We start from the raw sequence: 24,958 nt of genomic DNA, 5'->3' as shown, positions 1-24,958 counted from the left end.
ATGATTACAGGAGAAACAGAACATTTGGTGAACGGTCACCATGCAGATGATGAATACGATAATTTTATTTTCAGACGAAGAAGAAAACGTAGGTCTCGCGCCGCTGTGGAAGCTTTAAGAAATAAACGTCGCAGCGCAAGAATACGTCGGAGAAATCAACGAAGCAATATACGCATTGCGAGAAGAACTGCTATAAAACCAAGGCGTAGAAGAATCATTTCAAAAATTAGAAGAGTAGCACCTACTATTTTAAGTACCCCTAAAATACCTATAACGAGTCCTGTAAGTACTTCACCTTATGTTGCGGATACAATTTCGTATTCTCCTACAAGGAATTCTATAGTTGATACCAACTCATCTATAGCTAAACCAGAAGAGACCACGAAAACACCTATCGGATGGTATATTTTAGGAGGTGTAGTAGTAACAGGAGTGATTGGAGCAATAGTTATACAATCTAGAAAACCAACTTATCCTGGAGTTTAATTATGATTATTCCCATTCCTGCTGCGCAGCGACGTTTTCAAATACGTTTAAAAATTAAAGCTACAATGCCTTTCGAATTAGGATTACAGGTGTATGATCCTCGGTATCGACACTCGTATTATTTTAAAAGAAAGGCATTTTTTAAAGGACCAAGTACTAGGGAATTTATTATTGCCTTACCTGTTTCCCCTGAGGTATTAGAATTGGCTGCTTTTGATAAAAACAGCCAAGAAGATTATGCTTTTCAGGTAGAGGACTTAGCAATAGAAGAACTCCCTGTCAAACCCATTTGGGCAAATGCATCAGAACATCGTTTTATGGAATTTGCTATAAACTTTGCCCAGAAGGCAGGATACACGAATACTGGCTTTTACGATAGCCCTAATCAAGAGTTCTTATTTCATTATCTACCTAGAATCACTGATGATTTTGGTAAAGAATTAATTACTCCCGCAAGGACACATCGCAAAATGCCAAGGGTGCAAATTTCACAACGTCTTTTTTTAGGGTATACTATTCCCGTTCGTGTAGCCATTCTAGCACACGAAGGTTGTCACTGGTTTTTAAACACAAGGAGTCAGACAGAAGCTGATTTATGTGGAATGAAAAAATACTTGGATTATGGTTTTCCTGTGATTGAAGCGGTTTATGCCGTGACTAAAGTGTTCGGTAAAAATCCAGAATTGGTAGGTCCTCGTCACATAAGTAGAACTCAAGATGTTTTAGAGTTTATCAAAAAGTACAAGTTCAATGCATAAAAACGCGTATTTGGGTTTAGCTGCATTAACGAGTGTTGGTATTGGAGCTTATATTGTTTCGAAACTTCAAAAGGTTACTAAAGCACCTATTGAAGTCGATCCTTCAATGGTAACAAATGAAGAAGATCAGTACGTCAATTCTTGGAGTCCTGAAGAAATCAATTCTCCTAAATACAAAAAATGGTTAGCGAAATGGGGAACGAAACAAGGCGTTATCGATGTTGGTTCGACAGCTAAAAAAAGAAATGAAAAACGAGTACAGCCAAAGAAGAATAAGAGCAATTTTAAACGTATAGCACAACAAGGAGAGGTATTAGCAAAGGATTTTAAGGTTCCCCAATCATATTCACCTGATGTGTCGTCATTTCAAGAGCATCAGAGCTATTTGGCAGCACATTTCGAGACCACTCAAGTTACCCTTAGCAATAATACAGATCAGTTTCAAAAAGTAGACTTATGGGGCGCAAACAGTAGGGTAGAGACTACAGAGGTTGTAGCGAAAACGGAACAATCTGCATTACAGATACCTGTTGGAGTACACCCACAAAATGCCCTGTATAATCCCAAAAACAATCTATTTTATGTAGTGAATCAGTTATCTGATTCAGTTTCGGTATTAGATACTTCGGGAGCTATAGTTGCAGAAGTAACATTGGGGTCAGGTTTTGTAGGAGGTATTTCACCTGTAGATATAACGCTAAATACAAACAGTTCAAGTAGTACTTATGGATATGTTTATGTGGTAGGTTCGGTTTCAAATGCTATGTATGAAATTGACCTTAATTTCAATGTTATCAGCAGTATTCCTACGGGGAAACGTCCTATTGCTATTGAATTTAATGAGTTTAATGATTCCCTTTACATTGCCAATTTAGTTTCACATGATCTTACTAAAGTAGAAGTTGGTAGTCGTGTTACGACCACAATTACGGGTGCTAATGGAACACACATAAGAACTCCTTGGGCTATTGGTATTCAGCAAAGCAATGGAAATATTTATGTATTCAATAGCACTTTACAGTACTTAACGGTTTTTAATTCGGAGTATAATAAGTTGGTTACAAGTCAAATATCCGTAGAGACTCATCGAGGGAGTTTCGGTTATAATCCAGAAACTAAACAATTGTATTTTGCTGCCACAGATCGAAATTATATTGCTGTATTGAGTGAAACGTTTTTCGGTGTTGAAGCAACCATAGCTGTAGGGAATGCTCCAAATGCTATAGTCTATCATCCAGTGAGAAAACAATTATTTGTAGCAAACAAAGGGGATCAGGATTATACGGTAATTTCAAATGATAATACGGTTGTTGAAAGGTTCACATCCTTCGAGTTTGATACGGGGTTGGCTATTAGCAGTAAGGAAGATGTCATTTTGAATAGTTCTATTACTACGAATAGCGTTGGGCTTACAAAAGATGTAGTCATAAAAAGCGAACCAGCGGTTACCTTCAATAGTAATTACGAAGAATACCGAGAGAACTTTCAGCACAATCCAGCGGTAATTGAACATATCAAGGTCATTCATTCAGGAGCGCAATCTATCAATGCACTACAGTTTATAGAACGATCAATTTCAGGAAAAGAAGTTTGTAAAACACTTTCTCTAAACAAATATGCGAGTCCACAACACTTCAATAATACTTCCGAAATACATGGAGCTAAAGGGGCGGTAATTGATGGGAAAAATACTTGGTCTCTAAAAATTCCCCCAAAACAACGTGTCACGCTACTTCTTTATCACAAACAATTTGATACTTATCAATTACTCCCAGAGACCGCACGAAAATCAACAGGAGTAACGATGAGTAAAGGATTATTAAACAATGCATTTTAATGAATACATCACTTATCAATACAGCACTATCACAATACGGAATTAAAGAGTACCAAAACTCTCAAAATCCTGAGATACTGAAATATTTCCATGAGATTGGTAAGTCTTGGGTGACTACTGACGAGACCGCTTGGTGTTCCGCATTTGTCAATTGGGTTGCCAAGATGAACTGTTTTGTTCACAGCGGAGAACTTACTGCTCGATCATGGGCGAATATAGGTACTACAGTTAACAACCCCAGTATTGGAGATATTGTCATCTTTTGGCGAGAATCACTACAAAGTTGGAAGGGACATGTAGGATTTTATATAGGGTATTCAGAAGATAGAAAATGGATTTACTGCCTTGGAGGCAATCAGAACAATCAAGTAAATATCAAAGCTTACCCTAGTTATCGATTGCTTGGTTTTAGGCGACTAGCGTCTGTATGAACCAAGTCACCTAATTGAACTTTAAAGGAGAGCATGATATCCGCTAAACTGCGGTATAAAATGAATTCAACCATGAAAACTGTGTTATCACTTGCTGTAGGATTTTGGGTCGGAAGACAGGTGTACATCAATTACAATGCATCTCAAGCTAAAGCTAGAGAAGCACACATCAAAAAACAATTGATGGCTGTTTTTGAAAAATCTCGTATCAAAAGTAAGCAACTACAGGAGCAGATAGAACAAATTTTTAAAGGCTAATGGCACTTTCAATTCAAGTTAATAACAGCACATTACTAGTCCCAGAAAGTACAGACCCCTGTCCTATTTGGGTCAGTTACTACAATGTATTACAGCGTGAAGTAGGGAAACATCATGCTAAAATGCTATGGTTATTGACTTGGAAATCGAATGCAAATAGTGGGTGTTTGACAGAACCTTCTTTTTCGAATTGGTTAAAAGACAAGGAGCTGCACGTATCTAATATCACTAGTCGATCTATAGCGGATCTCAGTGAAATAAGTGGCAACTTTTTAGGATTAGGAAAGAAAATGAGTAAGGTAGTTGCTATTGGTGTTCCAGCTTTGGCTGTTGTAGTACTACTGGGAGCGATCCTTGTTTTAAAGAATAGTACTAAAGAGATTTCTATTACAGATTTAGCCAGTTTAACCCCAGTAGGCAAAGGACTAAAGTTTTTAAAGTAAATGACGAAACCACATATAAAAACGATAGCCATTAGTTCGGGTATTATGGTAATTGCAGGTCTTGGATTTTTACAATGGAGGAAACAGCATAGAGCAAATAAAGCTTCATTGATTTACAATGAATTGCAGCAAATATTGGATGGTACGTATGCTTTGCAGTGGGAAGAAGCTTTTGATGTCGAATTCATAAATAAGATCAAAAGGGAATCTAATAAAACCATACAGGTACTTAAGCCAGAAGTAGCACTACAATATGCTGTAAAAATTAAGAGTGCCTGGGGAGCTTGGTATCAAGGTGGCGATGATGAAGCAAAAGTCTATAGTGTTTTTAGAGCTTTATCAGATAAAGTACAGATATCCCAAGTAGCTAAAGCCTATCAAGATGAATATGGAAAGCATTTGATTGAAGTTATTAAAAATCGTTTTTCAGAACGAGAAATAAAAGTGTTACTCACTATTATAAAACAAAAACCAACAAGTAGTTATGCCTAAAGATGTAGAAGATAGTTCCATCACTTGGTGGATTGTTGGAGGGATTATGATTCCCCTGTTGGGGATTGGAGGTTATGCATTTTATGAGCGGTTTCGTAAAAATAGACGTACTAGCAAGCCAGTAACTAAAAAAGCATCATTAATTCCAATGGAAACAGCCCGTACCAGAGAAGTTCCTAATTGGCTGAATGCTTTCGATATGAAATACCTGAATGATGTTCAAAAATGGGTAGCTCCAAAACAAATTCAGGTATTAGCTCCAGACAAAGCAAGACGACTTGCTAAAAAAATTAAGAATAGTAAAGGTGTTTTCAATGATGATGAAAAAACAATAGCTCAAATCTTTGGGAAACAGCTTTCCGATAAAACACAAGTAGCAAGTCTTTCTAAGGCTTTTTGGGATCTATATAAGAAAGATTTGTGGGAGCACTTGAATAGCTTTTTATCACAGAAAGAGCTACATCAATATGTGACACGTCCAGTAAATAAGCTATCAAATTACACTATAAAATAATGACAAAGACAATATCAGATACAAATTTTAAAGAGATCCTTACTTCACCTTGGGTTATCGTTTCAGGAATATCAGTATTGAGTTTAGGTGGAGTTGCCTTTTGGTATTTTCGAAAGAAGCAAAAAGAACAGGTAAAAGGTGAAGCTAAAGTTTTAGCTCAAAACGCTACCTATAAACCTACACCTATTAAAAAATATATACCCAAACCTAGACCAGGAGGAATGCGATCAAAGTATGTACTGCCTTACATTAAGTACGGTTCTAGGCATTCTGATGTTAAAGTGTTGCAGCGCTTTTTAAAATTCAAGAAAGCGGATATCGGGAAAACAGGCAGAAACAGAGATGGTGTCGATGGCATATTTGGTCCAAAAACATTAAAAGCTTCAAAGCAATACCTTAATAAAACTCAGTTTTCGCGAATGGATATAAATGGTATGAAAGCAGCACTTCAAAAAACTGGATTGGCATGAAAAAAGAAGACTGGATTAAAATTGGGGCTTTAGTAGGAGTAGCTACAGCTGTAGGTATTGTAGGTCATATTTGGTTAAAAAAGCAACGTGAGTCTGAAGCCGTCGCAGCTGCAGCCATAGCATCTGAACTAAAACCTATTGTTAAGACGCAAAAACAGCATAAAGAAAAAGGAGCAGATCTCGAAGACAGCAAACCCAAAAGGAGTTTGTTTCCCATAAAGTTAGGAGATCAAGGAGACCATATTACACAAGTACAGGCACATCTGTTAAAACATCATGGATGGGAAAAAGTAAAAATGGGTACTTACGACACAGCGACACAAAACCGTGTCAAACGTTTTTGGAAAGTAGATCAGATTACCGAGGAAGTCTATAAAGAATGGATCAAGAAAAAAGTAAAGCTAAAATGAGTCAGAAAAGAAATTTAAAAAGCTGGATTCACAATTTAGTGGATGAAGATGGTATTAAAACGGAAGTGACTCTAGAAATGGACGATGAAATGCTAAGGAAATTAGTATTCGCAATTCTAGGAGCAGGTACTGGAGTTATTCTGTTTCATCATTTACTAAAAAATACCATTCCTAACAGGCAGTTGAGCTCCATACAAAATCAATTACAACAACTTAAAATAGCTAACACATGACACTTATTTTAGATCAGATTACCGCATATTTTAACACTTTAGATTGGGCATATATCCTAACATTAATTCTCCTAGTTTATGCTATTTCAAATTTCAAATACAGTCAAATATGGTTTGAGAAATTGAATATTTCTCAAAGATATAGAGTGTTAATAATAGGTGTACTATATGGTATCATCATTTACTATATCAGAAATTCTAGTCTAGAACATATTGAAACCTTGTTTCAATCTTTTGTCTTCGCTTTGGTATTTCATAAACTGATTATTGACAAGTTGATTCAATTCATCTTTCAAGCCAAAAACCAAAATAAAGAAGCATGAAGTGGTTTCAAAATATGGCTATTATACTTATGGCTCTGATCATTGTTGGAATATTTTATGTTCAATTGAACCCTAGAGAAATGCTTCCTCATAACAAGGAAACCGAAGTATTCCATATTGAGATAGACTCTTTGCAGCATCATGTATATCAGACTAATCGTATCATTTTAAAGCACAAAAAGCATGAAGACAGTCTTAAACAATTATTGGATAGCATTACTATTGAAAGGCAAAAGGTTCAAAATAAGAAAGTATCTAAAGAGCATTTTTTTGATACTATTTCTACTATGCAGCTATATCAGTTTTTCTCAGACTTTAAGCCCTAAAATCGTAGAAGTTGAAAAGGCTACTCACTTCTGTTTTTCAATTCCTCAATCTAAAATTATTGCATTTCACTTAGAACAAGGAAAATTAAATAATCAGTTACTTTTTGTACAACAGAAGGAAATAGAAGAGCTTTTCAAATTGTCGAATACCAAAGACACAATTATCGGGCAATTAAAAATTCAAAAGCAAAAATTACATCGAGTAATAGATCTACAAAAAGATCAATTACTTCAGAAGCAAGATAAGCTAGATTTAGAAAGGCATCGAAATCAAAAACAACGATTCTGGACAAAGACCATGACTATTGTCTCGGTGGTACTAACAGGCGTAATCATTATCAATTAATCAAGTATGTCTGGATATCAAAATAATTACACAGCTCCCAATATGAATCAGCATCAATTGGTAACCATACAAGACGATGATATTTTTCGAAACCGTATTGAATTTCTTGAGAATAAGTCATCATATATAGTTACAGACGAGCATATTATTCTAGGTGGAGATATACAGTTTCGAAGGATTGATGGCAAAACTGAATATGCTTTTAATGAACCTATTTTCCGATTACCAGTACCTCAAGAATTTATTGATTCAGGAACGATCTTTTTCAACTATGTTTTTTCTGTTGGGGGTAACCGTTTTCGCTTTTTTATTAATGATAAAGGTCATGTCCGCTTGGAGGGAAAAACAACAACTCCAAATGAAGTAATTGTTTTTCAGTTTCCCAGTTACCAAATCAAATCACCGTTTCAGTTAGAACGTTTTTAAACTTTAGCTTATGAGTTTTTCAGTATACAATAGTGATCTCAGTTCTAGATCATCCATCACCAATACAGAAGTCAAGAATTTTTTAATCAAAGAAAATGATATTGACCAAGGCCGTGTCTTTTTCGGTTCAACACTCGATAAGTACAGGATTACAGAAAACAATATTTTACTAACAGGGAATATTGTACTTAAGAGAACTGCTGGTGTGGGTACGTTTAATAATGAACGTATTCTTCGTTTACCAGCCTTAGAGCAATTTGGTGAAGTAGTAACATTAACTGGGTATGTATTTTCAAACTTTGGTAATCTCTTTAAATATCATGTCGATCAAAACGGGCATGTTTTTTTAGAAGGAGAAATTATAGGAGGCGGAGAAGAGATTTATTTCCATATCACCCCATACATTGTCGAATACCCCATAAAACTTGTGGACTTTTAATGAAAATAGATATTCTAAAATTGGTCGGCATTGTTTTCAGTTCAATGGGCTTTTGGAAGCTCATTGAATTATTATTTCAATATAGAATTCATAAACAGTTTAAAACGGCTGAAATCCAAAATCTAAATGCTCAGGCAAATAACACAGTCGTAAAAAATTGGGTCCAGTGGTCAGAGAAAATGGAAAAACGTATTGAAAAATTAGAATCTGAAAATGCACAAATGAATGAAACTATTATTAAGCAGAAGCAACGCATTAATGAACTGGAAGAAGAAATACGTCAATATAAAAAGTAACACAAATGAATGTAAATAAAGGAAATACTACACTAAACTATGTTTTTGGAATTTTTATAGTACTCAATACCATTAAAGTAGGAGGCGACTTATATGCTCGATACAAGAAATCGAAATCAAAAAACAGCTGTTCTTGTAAAAGGTAACTATTATTGAAATCAGAGAAGAACATAAAGCTTTATATTGGCTTAGGCTCAGCGTTCCTTACGGTAATTAGTTTTTTGCTGATTAGAAAGTTGTTAAAACGTAAGCAAAATGAAGCCGCTGCCTTAGAAGCTTTTGATTACAGTATTTTCGATAGTCCTGACGCTAATGGATCTGGTGCTTGCATTGCCAATGAATTAGTGCTTAAATTAAAATTATTGGAAGAACGAACAGGGTATCCTGTTTTCGATTGGATTACTTCTGGTGTTCGAACACCTTATTGGAATCGGAAAGTTGGGGGAGTATCGAATTCATCTCATTTAACTTCCAATTGTACCGCAGTAGATATTGGTATTAGCACATTAAACATAAGGAATCAACTAGTGCTAGCCGCTAAAGAAGTTGGATTTACAAGGATAGGAGTTGCCAATACTTTCGTTCACCTAGATGTAGACCCTGATAAACCACAATATGTAGCTTGGGGATATCCAGCAGGTACGCCACCAGCTATTAACCCGTTTGTGTAGATTTATATGGAAAGAATACAAAAAAGACCATTCCCTAGAGGGAATACCGCAGATATATTAAACTACCTAGAAGAATTAATTCTGCTTCAAGCCAAAGAAGAAGGCTATTTTCCTATTTCAGAAGCATTAGGTGGGTATCAAGACATAGAAATTACTGCGACACAGGCAGTGTCTCTACAAGTACCACAAAAAGCGGTTTCTGCAGTATTGGTTTTAGAAGCAGATAGTACAAGTAGTTCGTTTGTGAGAATAGTTCGTTTTAAAGAGAATGGAAGCGCACCTACGGCTTCTTCGGGATTTGCGCTTGGTGATAATGACATCTACAGTATAGTAGGTAAAAACAACTTAGAAAATTTTAAAGTCATTGGGATTGAAAAAGATAAAAAACATATTGGTCGAATTCAGTTTTTCGAAACGAATCAATTCAAATTTAAACTTTAAGAAATGCATAATTTAATAACTCGTGGTTGGTATTTAGGGGATAATTGTACTCCCAAAAATAATGATGATACAACGGATGGAACAAATACTGATGGCAGTGGAAATAACATGACTGGTGGAAATTCAAATGATCAAACCGATAATACAGATGCTAAAGATCAATCTAATGATAGTAGTGGAGAAGGAAATAATGGGGATGCCCCAAACCAGCAAAGTGATAATACCTTCGGGCAATGGGTCGATTTCTGCAAACTCCCATTAGAAGATATAGATTTAGAATATACTGATGGGGTAGAAATAAAAAAGGATTTGGAACGTGGTATTTGGGCTCGTGGTACGGGCGCATTTTTTGGTAGAGTAGTAAAATTCCCAAAATATCAATGGAAACGAGATGACGAATTATCCTTTAGTTTTGTCTTTACCGTTCGAGGTCAAAACCCTTCATTCCTTTTTGGAATAGGAAGCCCTGATGTTGATGTAAATAATTTAGGGCATCAAGCCTTATTTTCTGGAGAAATCCAATTGTTTTACGATAATGGTTGCTTTAATCGTTTCTTTGGTGGTAGTGGTGAGCGAAATTATGCACAAAACACAAATGCTTACATTAAATTTGGAGATAACAAATTTTATAAAATTGTTTTTGAGAAGTCTGGTAAAGTAGGTTCTAATATCAATTTATATCAAGTAAACAAACAAGATTTTGATTTTAACATAGTGCATTTAGGGACTTATACTGTCAAGGATAATCCTGCTGATTCTGATTTTCTTATCCCATATTGGAATGTGATTAGTTCCTCTGGTGTTTTTATTACTGCTATAAGAGTATTGTAAAACATAAATTTTATAAAAATATGTGACTTATCTCAAAAATCTGACATAACAATTTATAATGTTACTTATTATTCCATTTATGTAGGATTATGTACGAAAGAAATTAACTTTTTATCATACTAGGATGTAAAAGATATTGATAATGAGGTAAAAAGCTATATCTACTATGGTGTTAGTTGTAGTACTAGTGATATCCAACGTTGTTTTATTTTGTTTTTTAGATGGAATGTCTAATTTATAGGTAGGATCTTCAAAGACTCACTATGTAACTTAGAAACAATGTCAATATATATTTTTTACAAAAGAATTTAATTTGAATTATTCAGTAGGGTTTAATTTTTTTGAGTCATTTTAATTGTTAGCTCTTACTTAATTTATAAGCTTCACCTGTAGGATTAACCTTTCGATAGAACACACAGATAAAAAAGTTACTCCTTTTTGAGATATAAGATTGATTAAAAGGTTTATAGATAAGTCTGGTATTAGATTTATATTGCTAATTGATTTAACCCTCCCGGTACCAAGATTGAATTGTGGATATTTTCTAGAGTATATTATCTAGTTTTTTTAGTCAGATATCTGAACTAGTATTTATCGTTATATTCATTGTGATTGGTTGTGTTATGATACCACTTTACATTTCAATATTTGTTTAGGATAAAGTGACTTAACAGAGTACTTATATTAGATTTTTAGTCAGTTTTTATGGTTTTTAAATACTGAAGTTTCGCTTTAAGGAATCACAGACTCTTTAATCAAATAGGGTTGAATAATTTTAAACATTGATTGCGATGGTACTGCAATTCAAGATATGGATGTCTATAAATTAGTACAAAGGGGGGTATAAACGAAAAAAAAGTAACGTAATTCTCATAATCTATTAGTGATCTTAGATAGTCAAATAAGAATAGAAGCTAATGCTGGGCTTCGGCCTAGGATTATTTTTGATAGTAGCAGATATAAAAAAATTATAAAAGAGCTTTTAATGACCTTTTGAAAGATAAACGAATAGCTCTAGTAATAGCAGACAGTGGATTTATACATAAGAATTATTAGATTATTTATAATCTCAACCTTTTAATTATGTGGTAGTATATTATTGCGGACAAAATTTCAATAATACAGTGTCTTAAATTTAAATGATTTAAATCATCTATTGATACATTTTTAATACTTTACAAAATTGTTTAGTTTGCTTTGCTTCATTACAATAAGGGGTTTTAAGCACCACGCACACATTAACATCAGTAAGGATTGGTTTATCTTTTGAAAAATCAATTAAAGAAGATCCACTAAATACGGGAGAAACCTCAACTCCATTTTTAAACCATGTTCTTTCCGCTACTCCTAAAATATTATTTGATTCTAACTTTATAATATTAATATAACGGTTTTTGTCTTTTATTGACTCTACTATAAATTTAACTTCTTCTATACATGTTACTCTTTTTTCCTCTGGTAGGGGACTGGTATAATCTATATCAAAACATTTTTTTACTCTACCACACTCTGTTGTATTGTACGAAACACAAATATTATGTGTACCTGTAGTTAGTGGTTTAGAGACCAAACTTATATCTCCATTTTTTAAATCATATAAATCATCTAAGACCAACTTATTAGTTAATTCTAAACTAAAGGGTACCGATAAATCACGATAAAACTGATCTGATGTTGAATTGATATCAAAAATTTTGTCTTTTTGCTCTGCTGTAGCGATATTATAATTACCTATATAGTCTCCATCTACTTTCCATACAAAATATTTAGGTGTTTCACTAGATAAATGTTTAGCGGTTAAAACCTCTCTTTTTTTATCTAACTTCACTAAACAGCCTTTTGATTTTTTTAACTCTTGGTCGCTCAATACTGGTGCGACATCTTCTTTTTCAACGCAAGAGATAGCTATTGAAGATATTACAAGTAAACCGTAAACTTTTTTTAAATTTATTCGTAAGTTTTTCATCTTAATCATAATTTAGTTTTGTTTGATTCTTTTAATTCAAATTTTTTAAAGGATATTTTTTTATGTAGATTTTCTAACCGCAATATTAATTCAATTCCTTTAAAAATCAAAATTTAATTCGACTGGCTTCGCATTAGGGTCATAAAGATCGAATGTTTTTGCTTGAGCCATAATATTATAATTTGAAATAGGCTGACCATCAACTGACCACTTAAAATACTTTGGTGTTTCTTCCGATGAATGGATTGCTTTTAGTAGATCTCCTTCTTTTTTCAACGAAACGGAACAAGCATTCAAATCTTTTAATTTTCCTTCATCAAGTTCTACAACTGTATTGTCTTGAGGCTGATTTTCCGCAATATCATCTTTTTCTTCACAAGAAATGAGTGCCATAGATAAGACGATTACTGCACAAAGGGACTTAAAATTCAAAAGTGATTTTTTCATTTTCATTTTTATTTATTTGATACTAAAACGCCTATTAAATAAATATCCCTACCATTTAAAGTTTAAAATTTCTTAGAGGAGATATCCAAAAGTTTAATCAAACTAAAAATTATGATAAACTACTAGATTTAGGAGCTCTTGGTTTTTGTTTCTAAGGGCTAATTTGAAAACTAAACCTTCTGTTTTTAAAAGAGAATTTTTATTTTGATGAATTCTATCATTTAATTAATAGATCACAAGCCAAGCACTGTGTTTTTTTAGAAAAAATTATGAAGTAAGAAAATTTATACAGATGTGGATCAGAAAAGTAAAAAATAGATTCTAAGACTATAACTTTAAAAAATAATTTCTAATGAAGTAGGGTGTAAGATGGTTTAAACGTTATACCTCTACAAATACATCAATAGTTAATTATGAATAAACAATTTTACTTTTCAATCTTATATTATTTATTTTACGCAGTAAGCATAGGGCAAGGCATTCAAATAAACGAAGTTCAATCTTCAAATTTGTCTAGTTTTGAAAACCCAGATATTTTTTCCCCTTTTGAAGATTGGATAGAGTTAAAAAATATTACTTCAAGTCCTATCGATATTGGAGGTTATTTTTTAAGTGATGATATCAAAAAGCCTAATAAATGGCGTATTCCTGATGGTACAGAAATTAAAGCTAATAGTTATTTAATTATACATGCAGCTGACGATGATTTTAGCGATTCAAAAATTAAGTTAAACACTAATTTTAAACTTAATCAAAAAGGAGAAACACTAATATTGTCAATGCCAGATGGTACAGAGTTGGACAGAATAGAAATACCTGTACTCCAAAACGATCATACTTACGGTCGAAAATCAGATGGATCTTTTTCAATGTTCAGTGATGCTAGTCCTGGTTTCAAAAATGAAGATACAATGGCTTTTACTTTAATTGAAGCGGATATTAAATTCAGTATAGAAAGTGGCTTGTATGATTTGTCACAAACCGTTACAGTGACTAATTCTGGCGAAGGTATTTTACATTATACCCTTGATGGTACTACTCCTACTAGTGCTTCAAGTCAATACAAAGACCCAATCGTTGTCACCAAAAACACTGTACTAAAAGTAATTGCGATCAAGTCTAATAATATATATAGCCTTGTTGAACATCGCACATATATCATTAATGCTAAACATGATTTACCTGTAATTTTGTTGAGCTCTGATAATCTTTCTAAAACACATTTTAATAAAAATGTGATTGACGGTCGTGTGGCATTCCAGTTTATAGAACCTAATGGAAGTGTGGCTATTAATCAATATGCAAATTTTAGAGCATCAGGAAAGACATCTTCTTGGGTTCCTCAATTAAATGGAAAAATAGAAGCTAGTGATGTTTACGGTGAAGAAGATTTTGATTACAAAATGTTCCCTAACAAAAATATTGATAAGTATAGAGGCTTTCTATTCCGAAATGCGAGCCAAGACTGGGAGCTAACACATCTTAGAGATGCTTTTGTGTCAAGATTGTTAAGTGAAGATAATTTAACAAATTTTCCCTTCGAGGGTTACCGCCCTGCTGTACTATACGTCAATGGGGCTTATCAAGGTATAATTAATGTTCGAGAAGATGATGATAGCAATTATATAAAAGACAATTTTAATTTAAAAAAAGGGGATTTCAATATTACCAAATGGAACCATTCATTTGAAATTAACGAGGACAGGAATGTTTTTGATAAAACTATAAGCTTTAATGATATTGTAAATTTAAAGTTCTTAATCAGTTATACAGAACTTAATGAATATGGATTTGGAGTTTGGAGGGATATTTCAGGAAAAACAGATCATGAAGTTCATTATTTTATGCACGATTTCGATGTTATTTTCGGAAACTTTGGAGGAGGGCATGAGCCAGTTACTAATCCGATGTCAGTTTCTGATATCTTATATTTTGACCCTGTAGAGTTTCCTGATTATAGAGCAGAAGAAATACAATTTATAGCAGCACTAATCAATCATATGTATAGTAAAGAGCGAGCATTGGGTATTTTAGATGATATGGAAGCAGAGTTAGAGAGCGAAATTCCTGCACATGCAATTATTTCGAATAAATTAGCTATACAGCAGGAATTTCCGAGCGCACCTTTTGAAAACTTAGAAGCATGGAAGAATAATATGGAAATGCTAAAAAAAGATGTAGCAAATCGTATTGATGATGCTATTTTTGATAGAATAAAAGCTACTCATTCAACTGACAACACTATATCTGTAGTGTATGAGACATCTAATATTGAAGAAGGTTTTATAAGAGTTCATGATATTAAGTCTGTTCAAGAGAAATTTAAAGGTACCTATTTTAGTAATATTCCAATAAAATTTTCAGCAGAAGCCTTACCTGGTTATCGTTTTGTTCGTTGGGAAGGTGGTATTTCTAGTACAGATGTTCAGATTACCCCTATTTTTAATGAAAACACTAGTATAAAAGCTGTTTTTGAAGCCATTCCGACACCGGCCTTAAATTTAGTAATCAATGAAGTACAGTCGAAAAATGATAGTACTTTTACAGACGAAAATGGTGAGTTTGATGATTGGATAGAAATATACAATCCAAATGAATTTGAGGTTAACCTTGCAGATTATTATATTTCAGATAAACCGTTAGATCCATTGAAATGGAAAATATCTAATACGAATGCCATTAAAACAACAGTAGCTGCTAAAGGGTATTTATTATTTTGGGCAGACGAGGATTTGGAACAAGGTGAAAATCATTTGAATTTTAAGTTAAAAGCTAATGATGAAGTTATATTAACAGCTCCCGATGCTACTACTTTAATACAGGTAGTAAAATTTGAAAATTTAAATAGTGATTTATCGTATGGTGCCGAAAATGATGGTGAATCGACTTATGAAATTTTTAGTGTACCAACCCCAGGAGCATCTAATAATAAAGCTCTTTTGAGTGCAAGTATACAAGATAATAGTCATGAAGGAGTTGAAATTCAGCTGTTTCCCAATCCAACTATCGATATTATTCATTTACGTAGACCAAATGCTTCAGCAAATAGACTTTCGTGGAAAATGTATAACATTGATGGAAATAAAGTTTTATCAGGAGAAAGCAAAACACCAACTTTTGAGATACAAATGCAAAACTTAGCACCAGGGGTTTATTTTTTAAAGTTTGTTGATAAGATAAATAAATCATTAAAGATTATAAAGAAGTAAAAGGTTTTGCTTATGGTTTGTTCCTGTAGTTAAATATTCGCGTAGAGTACATATAAGAATGTTTAAATATAACAGCTTATTGAATTTTGATTATAAATGAATTATACTTCAAATTTTGTTATATCAAAATATCATTTTAATCTAATAGTCGAATTTCTTACATCCAACTTAATTGTTTTTAATCGATATTACAAAGAGATCAATCAAATTACAAAGTATAAGGGGCGAGGAATTGATTATTTTTGTTAGTCAAAAACTATCGCAAAATCAAAGTTTATGAGAAATGAATTTAAATTAATTATTACATTATTTGTTCTATTGTTTACTAGTTCAATGCTAAGCCAACCGTATGTTAGGTTCGATAAACAACCACCAACTCAGATTGTTCAAAAAACAAAGGTGGTTGAAGGATTTTTTATCGAATATAACGTACCAACAAATGGTTATTTATATTTGGCATTATCAAGAGATAATGCATCAATAGGTAATTGTGTACTTCCTGTTAAAAGAGGTAAAAGAAAAGTGTTTTGTAGTATTTTTATTTGGGACGAGAAAACGCTTAAAGTAAAAGGGGATTATAAATATACTTTAGATATTTGGAAAGGTGCTAAAGACTCTTTTCGTGAAAAAATGGTACCCCAAGTTGTATTTGATAATGTTGAAGTGACGAGAAATTAATCAACCTGTTTGCAAATTTTAGTGTACCCCATTTAGACATGCATTTAGCAAAACACTAATTTTGTTTCGTGAATATTTAATTATTAGATATTTGACATTCTAAGATCTTAGTGATCCTTTTATTACATAGCAATAATAAAGTCATATTCTTATGGAAGAGGATATGACTTTATTATTGCTATGTGTTTGTATTCTTTAGTCTTGGTGAAAGAAATTAATGAAATATAATATAAGCTCTCAATATGACTACTTCCAATTTTATTTTTTACAGCTTATTCTTTTTTTTATTCATTAGCTGTAATGTAAGTGAAAATTACACAAAAAGATGTTGTTCTTCAGATTCTAGTCTAAATTTTGACAGTTTAGGAGGAGTAATGAATCAGAATAGAGTATGCCCTAAGACAGTTACGGATATAATTGTTGGGAATAATAAATTAGATCCAACATTACTACAAAATCAACCAGAAATGACTATAAATGGGATAAACAAGTTTATAAAGAAAAAAAATATTACAAGTATACATCAACTTGTAAATACTTTTCCTGTTTATTACAAAACTAACTTTTCATTAGTCGAATTTACGAAAGGAGAAGGAAGGGCTTCTTTGCAATTTCCAAGAATAGTTTTGTTTGGGTCCGATGGTCATTTTTTAATGAATATTAGTACTGATGTCAATGATCCTACGTATAATTTATTGGATTGTGCTGAATTAGATGAAAATAGTGGAAGGTGGATATTTTCGCAATTTGATTTTACACATGATCAACCAATTCTTAACGAAAACCCTCATTCGTGTATTCGGTGCCATGGTGAAAATTTTAGACCTATATGGGGTACAAATATGAATTGGCCAGGTGTTTTTGGTGATAATGAAGCTGCTGGTCCTAATGGAGAGGCTCTGTCATTTAGACACGCTAACCGAATGAATGAAATAATTGCAGGAAAGTGTGGAAATGAACGTTTCGATTTTTTAAAATGGGAAGATGAAAAGTTAGTTTCTGGTGGGGTGAGAAAAATTGCCAATAATGTTTTTGGAGCTGAGCTATTAGTTTCTAATATGCAAATGGGCACTGCTACAGCGAAAGGAATTTTTATTAGACTAAAAAATCATAGACCTGTTTTATTTAAGAAAACAAGAGAGTTAATACTTCTTTTGGGATATGAGTATATGTATAATGGCATTTTGAGTTTCGAAGAAAAGAGGAGGTTAGTCAATAAATTTAACTTAAATAAATGGCAACCATTAGAGACTATTTTTATGCGTTTAGGTGTTAATATGAATGAATCCTTCTCTTTAAGTACATTGATTAAAGATAATCCCAAGCTTAATTGGAGTTTAGGGGCAGGCACTATTGAAGAATTGGTTTTTCTACAAGTTTTAAATGATTTAATGAATGATAAATTAGAGGTAAAGGATATATTGACTAGAACAAAAAATACTCCAGGAATATTTGAATGTAATGGACTCGGTGAAAATATATATCAAGTCGTTAATTACAAAATGTTACACATGTTTTGTTTGAAAGGTAAATTGAGATACGAGGTTAATAAAATATATTACCCTCAAGATGTAGAGAATATTAAAAGTAAAATCTTTGAACCAATTTATAAAACTTTTATTGATTATTTAAAAGATGCGGTTTTTTTAGATGTGTGAATATAGTTAATTGGTCTCAGTTTGGGGTTTTAAACCCTGCAATTTATTGCGGTACTTTAGTAATCCGAAAGAATCTATTACAGACTCAAGTTATATGAATATGTAATAGTTCTTCCAATTTTATATTGGAATAAAACCTAGGGACTTCCAGGCCCTCGTCAAACAAACCCCTGTACTTTCAGTGCAGGGTGATTTAGAGTGAATACCCCCTTTTAGTTAGTGCTATTAATTTGAATAAATCAGACTAACTATTTCGATTGAGATTGTACTAGTTTTTATTTTAAATGGAGTTTCTTAGGGGTTAATGCCAAGCAAGATAATAGATGAAATTATTATAGATTAGATCAAGAATCAAGATAATAATGAGATTTAAGATGTAGAATTACAGTTATTTATTGATTTCTAGTCGCTTTCAGACCAAATTCAAACCCTTCGAGCATCAGCCGATAATTATTGAATAAAAAAAAACTTAAATCAAAATAATTAATTATTCTAAAATATCGTTTATTTAAGAAGGTGAGTAAAAAATATTTCTACTTTTTACTCACTTTAGATATATTGTATTCAAAATCTACAAGGCCGCCTAAGCTGATCTAATATCATGATGAGTAGGCTTTAGAATTCAACAATTAAATTACAGATAATAATCATTAGCGTGCTGGAAGAATTCTACAAAGTTATTTCGAAAGCCTCAATTTTAAAGCACAAGATTTTCGGACTACTTGTTTATGTAAACTTTCAGGTGGTTATAACTCATTGTAAAACATTATTTATTCTAAATGTTATTTTGATATTTCATTGTACCTTTTAGAAGCAGCGTTTACACCAGGTTGCCAAGTTCTGGTAAAGTGAGTCATATTTTTTTGTACGATATCAGGTAAATCGCCAGCATATTTATCTAATGCGCCGTCACCTAAATAGAGACCTACATAAGCTAATAAATCATCAGTAGCTAGACCGCCATTTATTGTGAAAATAGGTTCTAGGTTAAGAACTTGTCTAGGATCAGACCCTTTGGATTGACTAGCTTCATTTCTTGTTAAAATACCATCATTGTTTGTATCTAGCAGTTTTGCAAATTCAATAGCGTATTGATCACCCGTTTTGCCTTCAATAGTAATACCTTCAAATAGTTTTTTAATATAAACAATAAAATCACTTCTTGTGATACTTGGATTTATAGGGGGTACGGCACCTTGGTATCCACACAGCTCAATAAATTCATCATCTATATTGATACCAAGATTTCTCTCAATATCTAGAATTGCTTCTTTAGTATTACAAGGGTTACTCACAACTCCTTTTGAACTAATGAAAAGACCATCGCTGTTAAAACATCCTAAGTTGCTAGGTGTACTATGATTATTACAGATATTGTTCTTAGGGTTATAGATCAGATTACCACAGATAAATGACTCGGTACTATTATTTAAATCATTTGGCGTATTAATCGTATTAATAGCGTCGTTGTTTTCCGAGTTAGTGTCTTCAGAAGTGGTATTGTCTTCTGTGCTTGTGTCTTCATTAGCGTCGTTGTTTTCTGAACTGGTGTTTTCAGAGATTTCTTTGCAACCTTGTTCTATTGAAGATTGACTATTTGTCCAGCATTGATCACAGGCCATAAAAGGATGTGTTTCAGGACAAGTTAATACCCCAGCAATAATGTTTTTAGATAGAGGTTCTTTAGAAACATTAGAATTTTCCTTCTCACAACTTATGAATAGAAACGATAGTAAATACGATAAAAAAAAGACTTTTTGTAAAATGCATTTGAATTTCATAAAACGTATAATTGAATTTTGCACGAAGAACGTAAAATTAATTGATTTACAATCAAAATCTCAGCCTTTTTCAAATAATGATAATTAAGATTATTGTAGAAATACGACATGACGCTTGATATCTATATTATAAAAAAAACTAAGGTTTTAGTCTTTAATTGTAATTGTGTTCTAAGGTCTTTATTATCCCATAGTTTTTGTTTAAATAATCCATTGTGCATTTTAAAAATACAATAGTGTTATGCTGAAATAAATTCAGCATCTCATAGCAAATTATTATCTGAGCTTCTTTACGAGACCCTAAAATCAGGGTGACGACTACTTGTGCTATTTTGATTTAATGAAATAAGTTCAATGGATTAAAGGTTAAAACATCAAAATGTATTATGGTTTTAAATAATAATGGAACTAAATTATGTAATACTTAAACAATTTATTTTAAGTATCAAAGCCTTATTATATAACCTTTAGCATTAAAATGCTGTAGGTTTAATATGTAAAATTAAAGCGACTTTTTAATTTATATGTCGTAATATTATTATATGTTGTCGCAATAGTTTAATTTCGCGATCGTTTAATTGGAAATCCAAGAAAATGAAAAAAATTTTTTTAAACTTTTTAATAGTTGCGCCATTCATATATTGTTATGGACAAGATTCAGATTACAAAGACCTAGACAGTGTAGACTATAAAGGTGAAATAACTAACGTTTTAGATGAGAGTTTAGTGAGAAACCCCTTATCTAAAGTAGGAAGAAAGCGTGCACAAAAAAATACTATTTCTTTCAATAAAAATCAGGTTAAAAACCTAGAATTTCAGAATGGAATTAATTGTGCTTGGGTGAATTACTCAAGAGATGTGGGTTATTCAAAAAAGGAATCAAAAAATTTTAAACCAGATATTGCTGAATTTACGAAACGTATAGAATCAGTTAAAAATGCTGGTGGTAATCTGATAAGATGGTGGTGGCACACGAATGGCGAGACAAGTCCTGTTTATGGGGTAGATGGTCTTGTAGTTAACAGCCCGTTTGATTTTTCCAAAGAGATTATTAAGATATTAGATATAGCGGAAGAAAACGGTGTTAAAATTCAGATATGTTTGTGGTCATTTGATATGCTTAGAAAGCAATATAACAATGAGCATTTAATCCCGTATAATAAAAGGCTATTGACTGAAGATGTTGCATGGAAATCTTATTGGGATAATTGTCTTTCTCAGGTGGTTACTAGTGTTGGTAATCACAAAGGTTTATTTGCGTGGGAAATTTTTAACGAAGCTGCATTAATGACTGAGTTAAGTAGTTGGAATGGTAAAAGTGAAGGTCAGGAAGGTGACAACGGATTATTCTTAGATAAAGTGAAGATGGTAGATATCGTGAAATTTGTCAACAAGACTTGTGCAGCAATAAAGAAACTTCAGCCAGACGTAATGGTTACTACAGGAGCTTTAGGTATGATAACTAATGTTAATGATAATTCTGATCCAAGCAATATTTACTTTAATTATTACTCCGATGATTATCTTCGAAAGATAGGTGGAGAGCCTTTAGGTGTTTTAGATTTTTATAATATTCATTATTATGGATGGATGGGAGTCAAAGGCTCACCATTCCATAGGTCGAAAAAGGAAGTTGCATTAGATAAACCTACTATTATTGCTGAATTTTACCCCTATAATTTAAAGCATCCCATGAATAATTTTAAAGATTCAGAAAAGGTAGATGATATACCAAGAGATATGTTAGGACCTATGTTGGTCGAAAACAATTATGATGGGGCTTTAACTTGGGCTTGGTCAGAGAATACCAGGAAAGAATATCCAACAGATTTTGAATTAGATCTAAAACCAATAATCGAATCTATAAACGAAAAACTTAATATAACTTTAGGTCAAAATATATCTTTCATTGCGGCGGAAGGTGTAGATAAAATAAAGTATAATAGTGATCAAAATCTAATCGTTATTGATAATACCCCTAAAGGTTCTGTTTTTGAATTGTTCAATATAGTCGGGAAAAGTTTAATTTCCATAGAGCCAAAATTTGAAAAGTTTCAAGTGGATATTTCACAATTCGGTATTGGGGTATATGTTGCAATATTGAAGCATAATTCAAAGATCTATAGGTTCAAATTTGTTAAAACTTAAAAATCTTCGGACTACGATTTAAGTTTAAAGTTAGAATATAATCCTCTTTATTAGAAAAATGATGTCCCAAAAAGACATTCATTATACTGTATCGATATTACTAATTTTTAGACTATAAAATACCAGATTTAGTTAGTATTTCGGATGTATATACTCGTAGTGCATTTTGTGTAAATTCTTTTAATTCGTGATTTTCTTAATGAAATTAAGAAAAATTGTATCGAGAATAAGAGTTTTTAACTTGAAATTGTTTTCAATATTTCTTTTGTACGTGGCCCTCCGTTAAAAGACAATCGAACAGACATTTTTTGTTGATAAAATTTCAGAATGCATTGCGGGTTGTATATATACCGTGGACTAGTTTTTTCTTTGATACTCATTTAGATTCGTCGCTTTTTTATTCGATGATTTTTTGGTGTGTCTTTAAAATTTGATGTTTTTACAAAATCTTTATTATATATGAATAATCGTTACTTGTTATTAAAGAATATTTTTATAATATTCTTGTCCTTTCTTTGTTCAATAGTCTCAGCGGGTAGTATTTATGCTCAATGCAGTGGGGCAACTGGAACAACTACCCCGATGTTATCGTCTATAGCTATAACTAATTCTTGTCCAACCAGTAGTACTGTTGATTTAAGTACCATTACAGCATCTAATACCCCTAGTGGTACAATTTTGCAATGGCATACCATAGCTACACCGGTCAGTAGTACTACGCTTATCCCAGATGTGTCTGCAATTGCAGTTTCGGGTAATTATTACGCTGTTTTTTACGATTCAGCAAATGACTGTTATAGTCTTTCAAGAGCTGTTTCGGTAAGTATTGAATCTTGTTCTTGTGTCTTGTCTATAGGGAATGTAGGACCTAGTTCAGGTGGGTATCCAATGGATGGTAGTGGTACTATACCTCCTGGTGAAACTGCACCGAATCCCTTTGTGAAAAATTCAGATTGTTTAAGTTTAAACAGTAGTAATGCGCAGAATTTTAGAGGATTTATGATTGGGTGTTCACAAGAATGTGGAGTCACAACTACAGGGGTAATTCCGCCAGAACCATTAGCAGAATGCCCTTTAAAAAAGATGAAATATAGAACGATTCAACCTTTCGATGATATCGCTTATATGACGTATTGGAATAATGCTTGTGTAGCAGGTGTCTCAGATTTACCCGACCCTATTTTTTTTAATCAACAAGGTTTTGTTAATCAATTTTTTTGTGGTTTTGATGCCAATGGGTATCCAACAGTACCTTCTTCAGGCATTCCTTTAGAAGGTAAAGTGACTGGGGTACCTTCGAATTTTAGGGAAATTGCTGCAGCAACATCAGAGATTGATCCAGCTTCGACATGTGATGATCAAATAGACTTAGAATTAATCCAATTAGATTTTTGGATTTTAGTACCTAGTAATATGGTTAATGTCGGATTTAAAATTTCAGGACCTGGAGCTGATGCGGGTTTATTTATGGTTGGTACAGGTATTACTGATATGTGTGCGACAGCGGAAGTTATTAATGCTAATGGAGACGGTACTGAGCTCGAGGGTTTAGGAGAAGCTTACTATACAATTCCTTCAACAGCAAGAAGTATATGTGGTGGAAAAATTTTAAGATCGCGACTTTACATATCTGATGTACAAGCGCAATTTGACGTTACACCACAAATTAACTTTGGGAATGGTTTTCAAGATTTAGATATAGCCACTGGTGCAGTAATATATCCGGCTGAAAATAGAGATGATGATACACCACCGACACCAATTTACTCAACGCTTTTAGATGGTTTAGTTGATGTATCTGGTAACGTTTTTGATCCGATTACCAATAATTATATTCCGTTAGCTTGTCCAGAACCTGGTAGTGAATCTGGTTCAGGGTGTGTCATTGTAGCTCAAAACGAAACATTAGCTGCTATTGAGACTATTGGAGGAGATGCAACCACTCCATCTATAATTGATGCCAATGAAACTTTAGGCGGTATTCCCGTAGTCATAGGTACGGCGTCAGGAGAGGTTACAGTTGTTGATGATCCAAATACAACAAATCCAGCTGGTTTCACAGTGAACCCGAATGGAACAATTACAGTTGATGAGAATGTGCCTTCAGGTACTTATATGGTAGAATATCAGATTTGTGAAAATGGCGTTACCCCAGCAAACTGTGCTGCAGCAACAGCAACAGTTCTTGTAGATAATCCTATAGTTGCGACCGATGAGGATTTTAGTACTACTCCATTAACCGTGGGAGATAGTAGTCCAAGTGTTATCGATGTTAATGATACTTTAGGTGGTGATGGTCCAGTAAACGTTGGTGCAGCCTCTGGTGATGTAACATTAACAGGTACTAATGTTCCAGCAGGTTTAACATTTAATCCAGATGGTACTATTAGTGTTGATGCTGATACACCTTCAGGTACTTACGTAGTAGAATATGAGATTTGTGAAGTTGGAGCAAATCCAGCGAATTGCGATAAAGCAGAAGCTACTATAGTTGTTGCGAATCCAATAGTTGCGACTGATGAAGACTTTAGTGCTACCCCTTTAACAGTAGGAGATAGCAGTTCAAGTGTTATTGATATGAACGACACTTTGGATGGAAGTGGTCCAGTAACCGTTGGGATAAATCCTGGTGATGTAACG

At 33.0% G+C, this 24,958-nt stretch carries 26 protein-coding genes and 1 pseudogene; 24 read left to right on the top strand and 3 right to left on the bottom strand.

All coding sequences use genetic code 11. The features are described 5' to 3' along the window. The 19 genes from KQA_RS0215635 to KQA_RS0215540 all read left to right on the top strand — a co-directional run bounded on the left by KQA_RS0215635 (position 1) and on the right by KQA_RS0215540 (position 10,431). Positions 1 to 486, top strand: a complete 486-nt coding sequence (locus KQA_RS0215635; RefSeq protein ID WP_010182446.1) for a hypothetical protein — start codon at positions 1 to 3, stop codon at positions 484 to 486. Positions 487 to 488: 2 nt separating this feature from the next. Further along, positions 489 to 1,244 carry a hypothetical protein gene (locus KQA_RS0215630; protein WP_010182444.1) on the top strand — a complete coding sequence of 252 codons (756 nt, stop codon included), beginning with the start codon at positions 489 to 491 and terminating at the stop codon, positions 1,242 to 1,244. Further along, positions 1,237 to 3,081 (top strand): YncE family protein, encoded by a 1,845-nt coding sequence (locus KQA_RS0215625; RefSeq protein WP_010182443.1) that lies wholly within the window; start codon positions 1,237 to 1,239, stop codon positions 3,079 to 3,081. The genes KQA_RS0215630 and KQA_RS0215625 overlap by 8 nt, the downstream gene beginning before the upstream one ends. Then, positions 3,081 to 3,512, top strand: coding sequence for a TIGR02594 family protein (locus KQA_RS0215620; RefSeq protein ID WP_010182442.1), 432 nt, complete (start codon positions 3,081 to 3,083; stop codon positions 3,510 to 3,512). The genes KQA_RS0215625 and KQA_RS0215620 overlap by 1 nt, the downstream gene beginning before the upstream one ends. A 60-nt stretch (positions 3,513 to 3,572) precedes the next feature. Next, entirely contained in the window at positions 3,573 to 3,770 is a 198-nt protein-coding gene (locus KQA_RS0215615; RefSeq protein ID WP_157366736.1) for a hypothetical protein, read from the top strand. Further along, the gene (locus KQA_RS0215610) at positions 3,770 to 4,213 is read left to right on the top strand and encodes a hypothetical protein (protein WP_010182439.1); all 444 of its coding nucleotides are present in this window, start codon (positions 3,770 to 3,772) and stop codon (positions 4,211 to 4,213) included. Before KQA_RS0215615 ends, KQA_RS0215610 begins: the two co-directional genes overlap by 1 nt. After that, positions 4,214 to 4,705, top strand: a complete 492-nt coding sequence (locus KQA_RS0215605) for a hypothetical protein (protein ID WP_010182437.1) — start codon at positions 4,214 to 4,216, stop codon at positions 4,703 to 4,705. Beyond that, positions 4,698 to 5,219 carry a hypothetical protein gene (locus KQA_RS0215600; RefSeq protein ID WP_010182436.1) on the top strand — a complete coding sequence of 174 codons (522 nt, stop codon included), beginning with the start codon at positions 4,698 to 4,700 and terminating at the stop codon, positions 5,217 to 5,219. Before KQA_RS0215605 ends, KQA_RS0215600 begins: the two co-directional genes overlap by 8 nt. Next, positions 5,219 to 5,689 (top strand): peptidoglycan-binding domain-containing protein, encoded by a 471-nt coding sequence (locus tag KQA_RS19125; RefSeq protein WP_010182435.1) that lies wholly within the window; start codon positions 5,219 to 5,221, stop codon positions 5,687 to 5,689. Before KQA_RS0215600 ends, KQA_RS19125 begins: the two co-directional genes overlap by 1 nt. Continuing rightward, positions 5,686 to 6,099, top strand: coding sequence for a hypothetical protein (locus tag KQA_RS0215590; protein WP_010182433.1), 414 nt, complete (start codon positions 5,686 to 5,688; stop codon positions 6,097 to 6,099). The genes KQA_RS19125 and KQA_RS0215590 overlap by 4 nt, the downstream gene beginning before the upstream one ends. Beyond that, positions 6,096 to 6,332: a hypothetical protein gene (locus KQA_RS0215585; RefSeq protein WP_029209624.1), complete on the top strand. Its 237-nt coding sequence runs from the start codon at positions 6,096 to 6,098 to the stop codon at positions 6,330 to 6,332. The genes KQA_RS0215590 and KQA_RS0215585 overlap by 4 nt, the downstream gene beginning before the upstream one ends. Positions 6,333 to 6,651: 319 nt before the next feature. Continuing rightward, a complete protein-coding gene (locus KQA_RS0215575; protein WP_010182430.1) occupies positions 6,652 to 6,981 on the top strand; it encodes a hypothetical protein in 330 nt (109 codons plus the stop codon). Positions 6,982 to 7,120: 139 nt separating this feature from the next. Beyond that, positions 7,121 to 7,327, top strand: a complete 207-nt coding sequence (locus KQA_RS20800) for a hypothetical protein (RefSeq protein WP_157366735.1) — start codon at positions 7,121 to 7,123, stop codon at positions 7,325 to 7,327. A gap of 6 nt (positions 7,328 to 7,333) precedes the next feature. Continuing rightward, positions 7,334 to 7,753, top strand: a complete 420-nt coding sequence (locus KQA_RS0215565; protein WP_010182427.1) for a hypothetical protein — start codon at positions 7,334 to 7,336, stop codon at positions 7,751 to 7,753. A 10-nt stretch (positions 7,754 to 7,763) separates the two neighbouring features. Further along, a complete protein-coding gene (locus KQA_RS0215560; RefSeq protein ID WP_010182425.1) occupies positions 7,764 to 8,192 on the top strand; it encodes a hypothetical protein in 429 nt (142 codons plus the stop codon). Further along, on the top strand, positions 8,192 to 8,488 hold the full coding sequence (locus tag KQA_RS0215555) for a hypothetical protein (RefSeq protein ID WP_010182423.1): 297 nt from the start codon (positions 8,192 to 8,194) through the stop codon (positions 8,486 to 8,488). Before KQA_RS0215560 ends, KQA_RS0215555 begins: the two co-directional genes overlap by 1 nt. Before the next feature lie 152 nt (positions 8,489 to 8,640). Further along, positions 8,641 to 9,159: a D-Ala-D-Ala carboxypeptidase family metallohydrolase gene (locus tag KQA_RS0215550; protein ID WP_010182421.1), complete on the top strand. Its 519-nt coding sequence runs from the start codon at positions 8,641 to 8,643 to the stop codon at positions 9,157 to 9,159. A gap of 6 nt (positions 9,160 to 9,165) precedes the next feature. Then, positions 9,166 to 9,600, top strand: a complete 435-nt coding sequence (locus KQA_RS0215545; RefSeq protein WP_010182420.1) for a hypothetical protein — start codon at positions 9,166 to 9,168, stop codon at positions 9,598 to 9,600. Positions 9,601 to 9,603: 3 nt separating this feature from the next. Further along, positions 9,604 to 10,431, top strand: a complete 828-nt coding sequence (locus KQA_RS0215540) for a hypothetical protein (RefSeq protein ID WP_010182419.1) — start codon at positions 9,604 to 9,606, stop codon at positions 10,429 to 10,431. A gap of 1,153 nt (positions 10,432 to 11,584) precedes the next feature. Here KQA_RS0215540 and KQA_RS0215535 read toward each other — a convergent pair. Beyond that, complete coding sequence (locus KQA_RS0215535; protein WP_157366734.1) at positions 11,585 to 12,397, bottom strand: hypothetical protein; 813 nt, start codon at positions 12,395 to 12,397, stop codon at positions 11,585 to 11,587. A 99-nt stretch (positions 12,398 to 12,496) separates the two neighbouring features. Next, complete coding sequence (locus KQA_RS0215525; protein WP_029209623.1) at positions 12,497 to 12,790, bottom strand: hypothetical protein; 294 nt, start codon at positions 12,788 to 12,790, stop codon at positions 12,497 to 12,499. Positions 12,791 to 13,257: 467 nt separating this feature from the next. On the opposite strand from KQA_RS0215525, the gene KQA_RS0215520 reads away from it, so the two are divergent. The 3 genes from KQA_RS0215520 to KQA_RS19120 all read left to right on the top strand — a co-directional run bounded on the left by KQA_RS0215520 (position 13,258) and on the right by KQA_RS19120 (position 18,389). Then, on the top strand, positions 13,258 to 16,053 hold the full coding sequence (locus KQA_RS0215520) for a lamin tail domain-containing protein (RefSeq protein ID WP_010182416.1): 2,796 nt from the start codon (positions 13,258 to 13,260) through the stop codon (positions 16,051 to 16,053). A 276-nt stretch (positions 16,054 to 16,329) separates the two neighbouring features. Further along, entirely contained in the window at positions 16,330 to 16,731 is a 402-nt protein-coding gene (locus KQA_RS0215515; RefSeq protein WP_010182415.1) for a hypothetical protein, read from the top strand. 242 nt (positions 16,732 to 16,973) lie between these two features. Further along, complete coding sequence (locus KQA_RS19120) at positions 16,974 to 18,389, top strand: hypothetical protein (RefSeq protein ID WP_010182414.1); 1,416 nt, start codon at positions 16,974 to 16,976, stop codon at positions 18,387 to 18,389. Between the two features lie 782 nt (positions 18,390 to 19,171). On the opposite strand, the gene KQA_RS19115 is transcribed toward KQA_RS19120, so the two are convergent. Then, positions 19,172 to 20,170: a hypothetical protein gene (locus tag KQA_RS19115; protein WP_050858549.1), complete on the bottom strand. Its 999-nt coding sequence runs from the start codon at positions 20,168 to 20,170 to the stop codon at positions 19,172 to 19,174. Positions 20,171 to 20,764: 594 nt separating this feature from the next. Between KQA_RS19115 and KQA_RS0215500 the strand changes: the two genes are divergently transcribed. Next, positions 20,765 to 22,318, top strand: a complete 1,554-nt coding sequence (locus tag KQA_RS0215500; protein WP_010182411.1) for a T9SS type A sorting domain-containing protein — start codon at positions 20,765 to 20,767, stop codon at positions 22,316 to 22,318. 459 nt (positions 22,319 to 22,777) lie between these two features. Further along, positions 22,778 to 24,958, top strand: a pseudogene (locus KQA_RS19110) (hypothetical protein); the annotation flags it as partial.

The organism is Aquimarina agarilytica ZC1 (genome assembly GCF_000255455.1).
Lineage (GTDB): Bacteria > Bacteroidota > Bacteroidia > Flavobacteriales > Flavobacteriaceae > Aquimarina > Aquimarina agarilytica.
This window is presented reverse-complemented; position numbering and strand designations above follow the sequence as displayed.

Coding starts and splice junctions, on each gene's coding strand:
- KQA_RS0215615 (WP_157366736.1), top strand. CDS start 3,573: ATGAATTCAACCATGAAAACTGTGTTATCACTTGCTGTAGGATTTTGG.
- KQA_RS0215565 (WP_010182427.1), top strand. CDS start 7,334: ATGTCTGGATATCAAAATAATTACACAGCTCCCAATATGAATCAGCAT.
- KQA_RS0215575 (WP_010182430.1), top strand. CDS start 6,652: ATGAAGTGGTTTCAAAATATGGCTATTATACTTATGGCTCTGATCATT.
- KQA_RS0215625 (WP_010182443.1), top strand. CDS start 1,237: ATGCATAAAAACGCGTATTTGGGTTTAGCTGCATTAACGAGTGTTGGT.
- KQA_RS0215620 (WP_010182442.1), top strand. CDS start 3,081: ATGAATACATCACTTATCAATACAGCACTATCACAATACGGAATTAAA.
- KQA_RS19120 (WP_010182414.1), top strand. CDS start 16,974: ATGACTACTTCCAATTTTATTTTTTACAGCTTATTCTTTTTTTTATTC.
- KQA_RS0215535 (WP_157366734.1), bottom strand. CDS start 12,397: ATGAAAAACTTACGAATAAATTTAAAAAAAGTTTACGGTTTACTTGTA.
- KQA_RS0215560 (WP_010182425.1), top strand. CDS start 7,764: ATGAGTTTTTCAGTATACAATAGTGATCTCAGTTCTAGATCATCCATC.
- KQA_RS0215605 (WP_010182437.1), top strand. CDS start 4,214: ATGACGAAACCACATATAAAAACGATAGCCATTAGTTCGGGTATTATG.
- KQA_RS19125 (WP_010182435.1), top strand. CDS start 5,219: ATGACAAAGACAATATCAGATACAAATTTTAAAGAGATCCTTACTTCA.
- KQA_RS0215500 (WP_010182411.1), top strand. CDS start 20,765: ATGAAAAAAATTTTTTTAAACTTTTTAATAGTTGCGCCATTCATATAT.
- KQA_RS0215555 (WP_010182423.1), top strand. CDS start 8,192: ATGAAAATAGATATTCTAAAATTGGTCGGCATTGTTTTCAGTTCAATG.
- KQA_RS0215520 (WP_010182416.1), top strand. CDS start 13,258: ATGAATAAACAATTTTACTTTTCAATCTTATATTATTTATTTTACGCA.
- KQA_RS0215585 (WP_029209624.1), top strand. CDS start 6,096: ATGAGTCAGAAAAGAAATTTAAAAAGCTGGATTCACAATTTAGTGGAT.
- KQA_RS0215590 (WP_010182433.1), top strand. CDS start 5,686: ATGAAAAAAGAAGACTGGATTAAAATTGGGGCTTTAGTAGGAGTAGCT.
- KQA_RS0215635 (WP_010182446.1), top strand. CDS start 1: ATGATTACAGGAGAAACAGAACATTTGGTGAACGGTCACCATGCAGAT.
- KQA_RS0215545 (WP_010182420.1), top strand. CDS start 9,166: ATGGAAAGAATACAAAAAAGACCATTCCCTAGAGGGAATACCGCAGAT.
- KQA_RS0215600 (WP_010182436.1), top strand. CDS start 4,698: ATGCCTAAAGATGTAGAAGATAGTTCCATCACTTGGTGGATTGTTGGA.
- KQA_RS0215630 (WP_010182444.1), top strand. CDS start 489: ATGATTATTCCCATTCCTGCTGCGCAGCGACGTTTTCAAATACGTTTA.
- KQA_RS0215515 (WP_010182415.1), top strand. CDS start 16,330: ATGAGAAATGAATTTAAATTAATTATTACATTATTTGTTCTATTGTTT.
- KQA_RS19115 (WP_050858549.1), bottom strand. CDS start 20,170: ATGAAATTCAAATGCATTTTACAAAAAGTCTTTTTTTTATCGTATTTA.
- KQA_RS0215525 (WP_029209623.1), bottom strand. CDS start 12,790: ATGGCACTCATTTCTTGTGAAGAAAAAGATGATATTGCGGAAAATCAG.
- KQA_RS0215540 (WP_010182419.1), top strand. CDS start 9,604: ATGCATAATTTAATAACTCGTGGTTGGTATTTAGGGGATAATTGTACT.
- KQA_RS0215610 (WP_010182439.1), top strand. CDS start 3,770: ATGGCACTTTCAATTCAAGTTAATAACAGCACATTACTAGTCCCAGAA.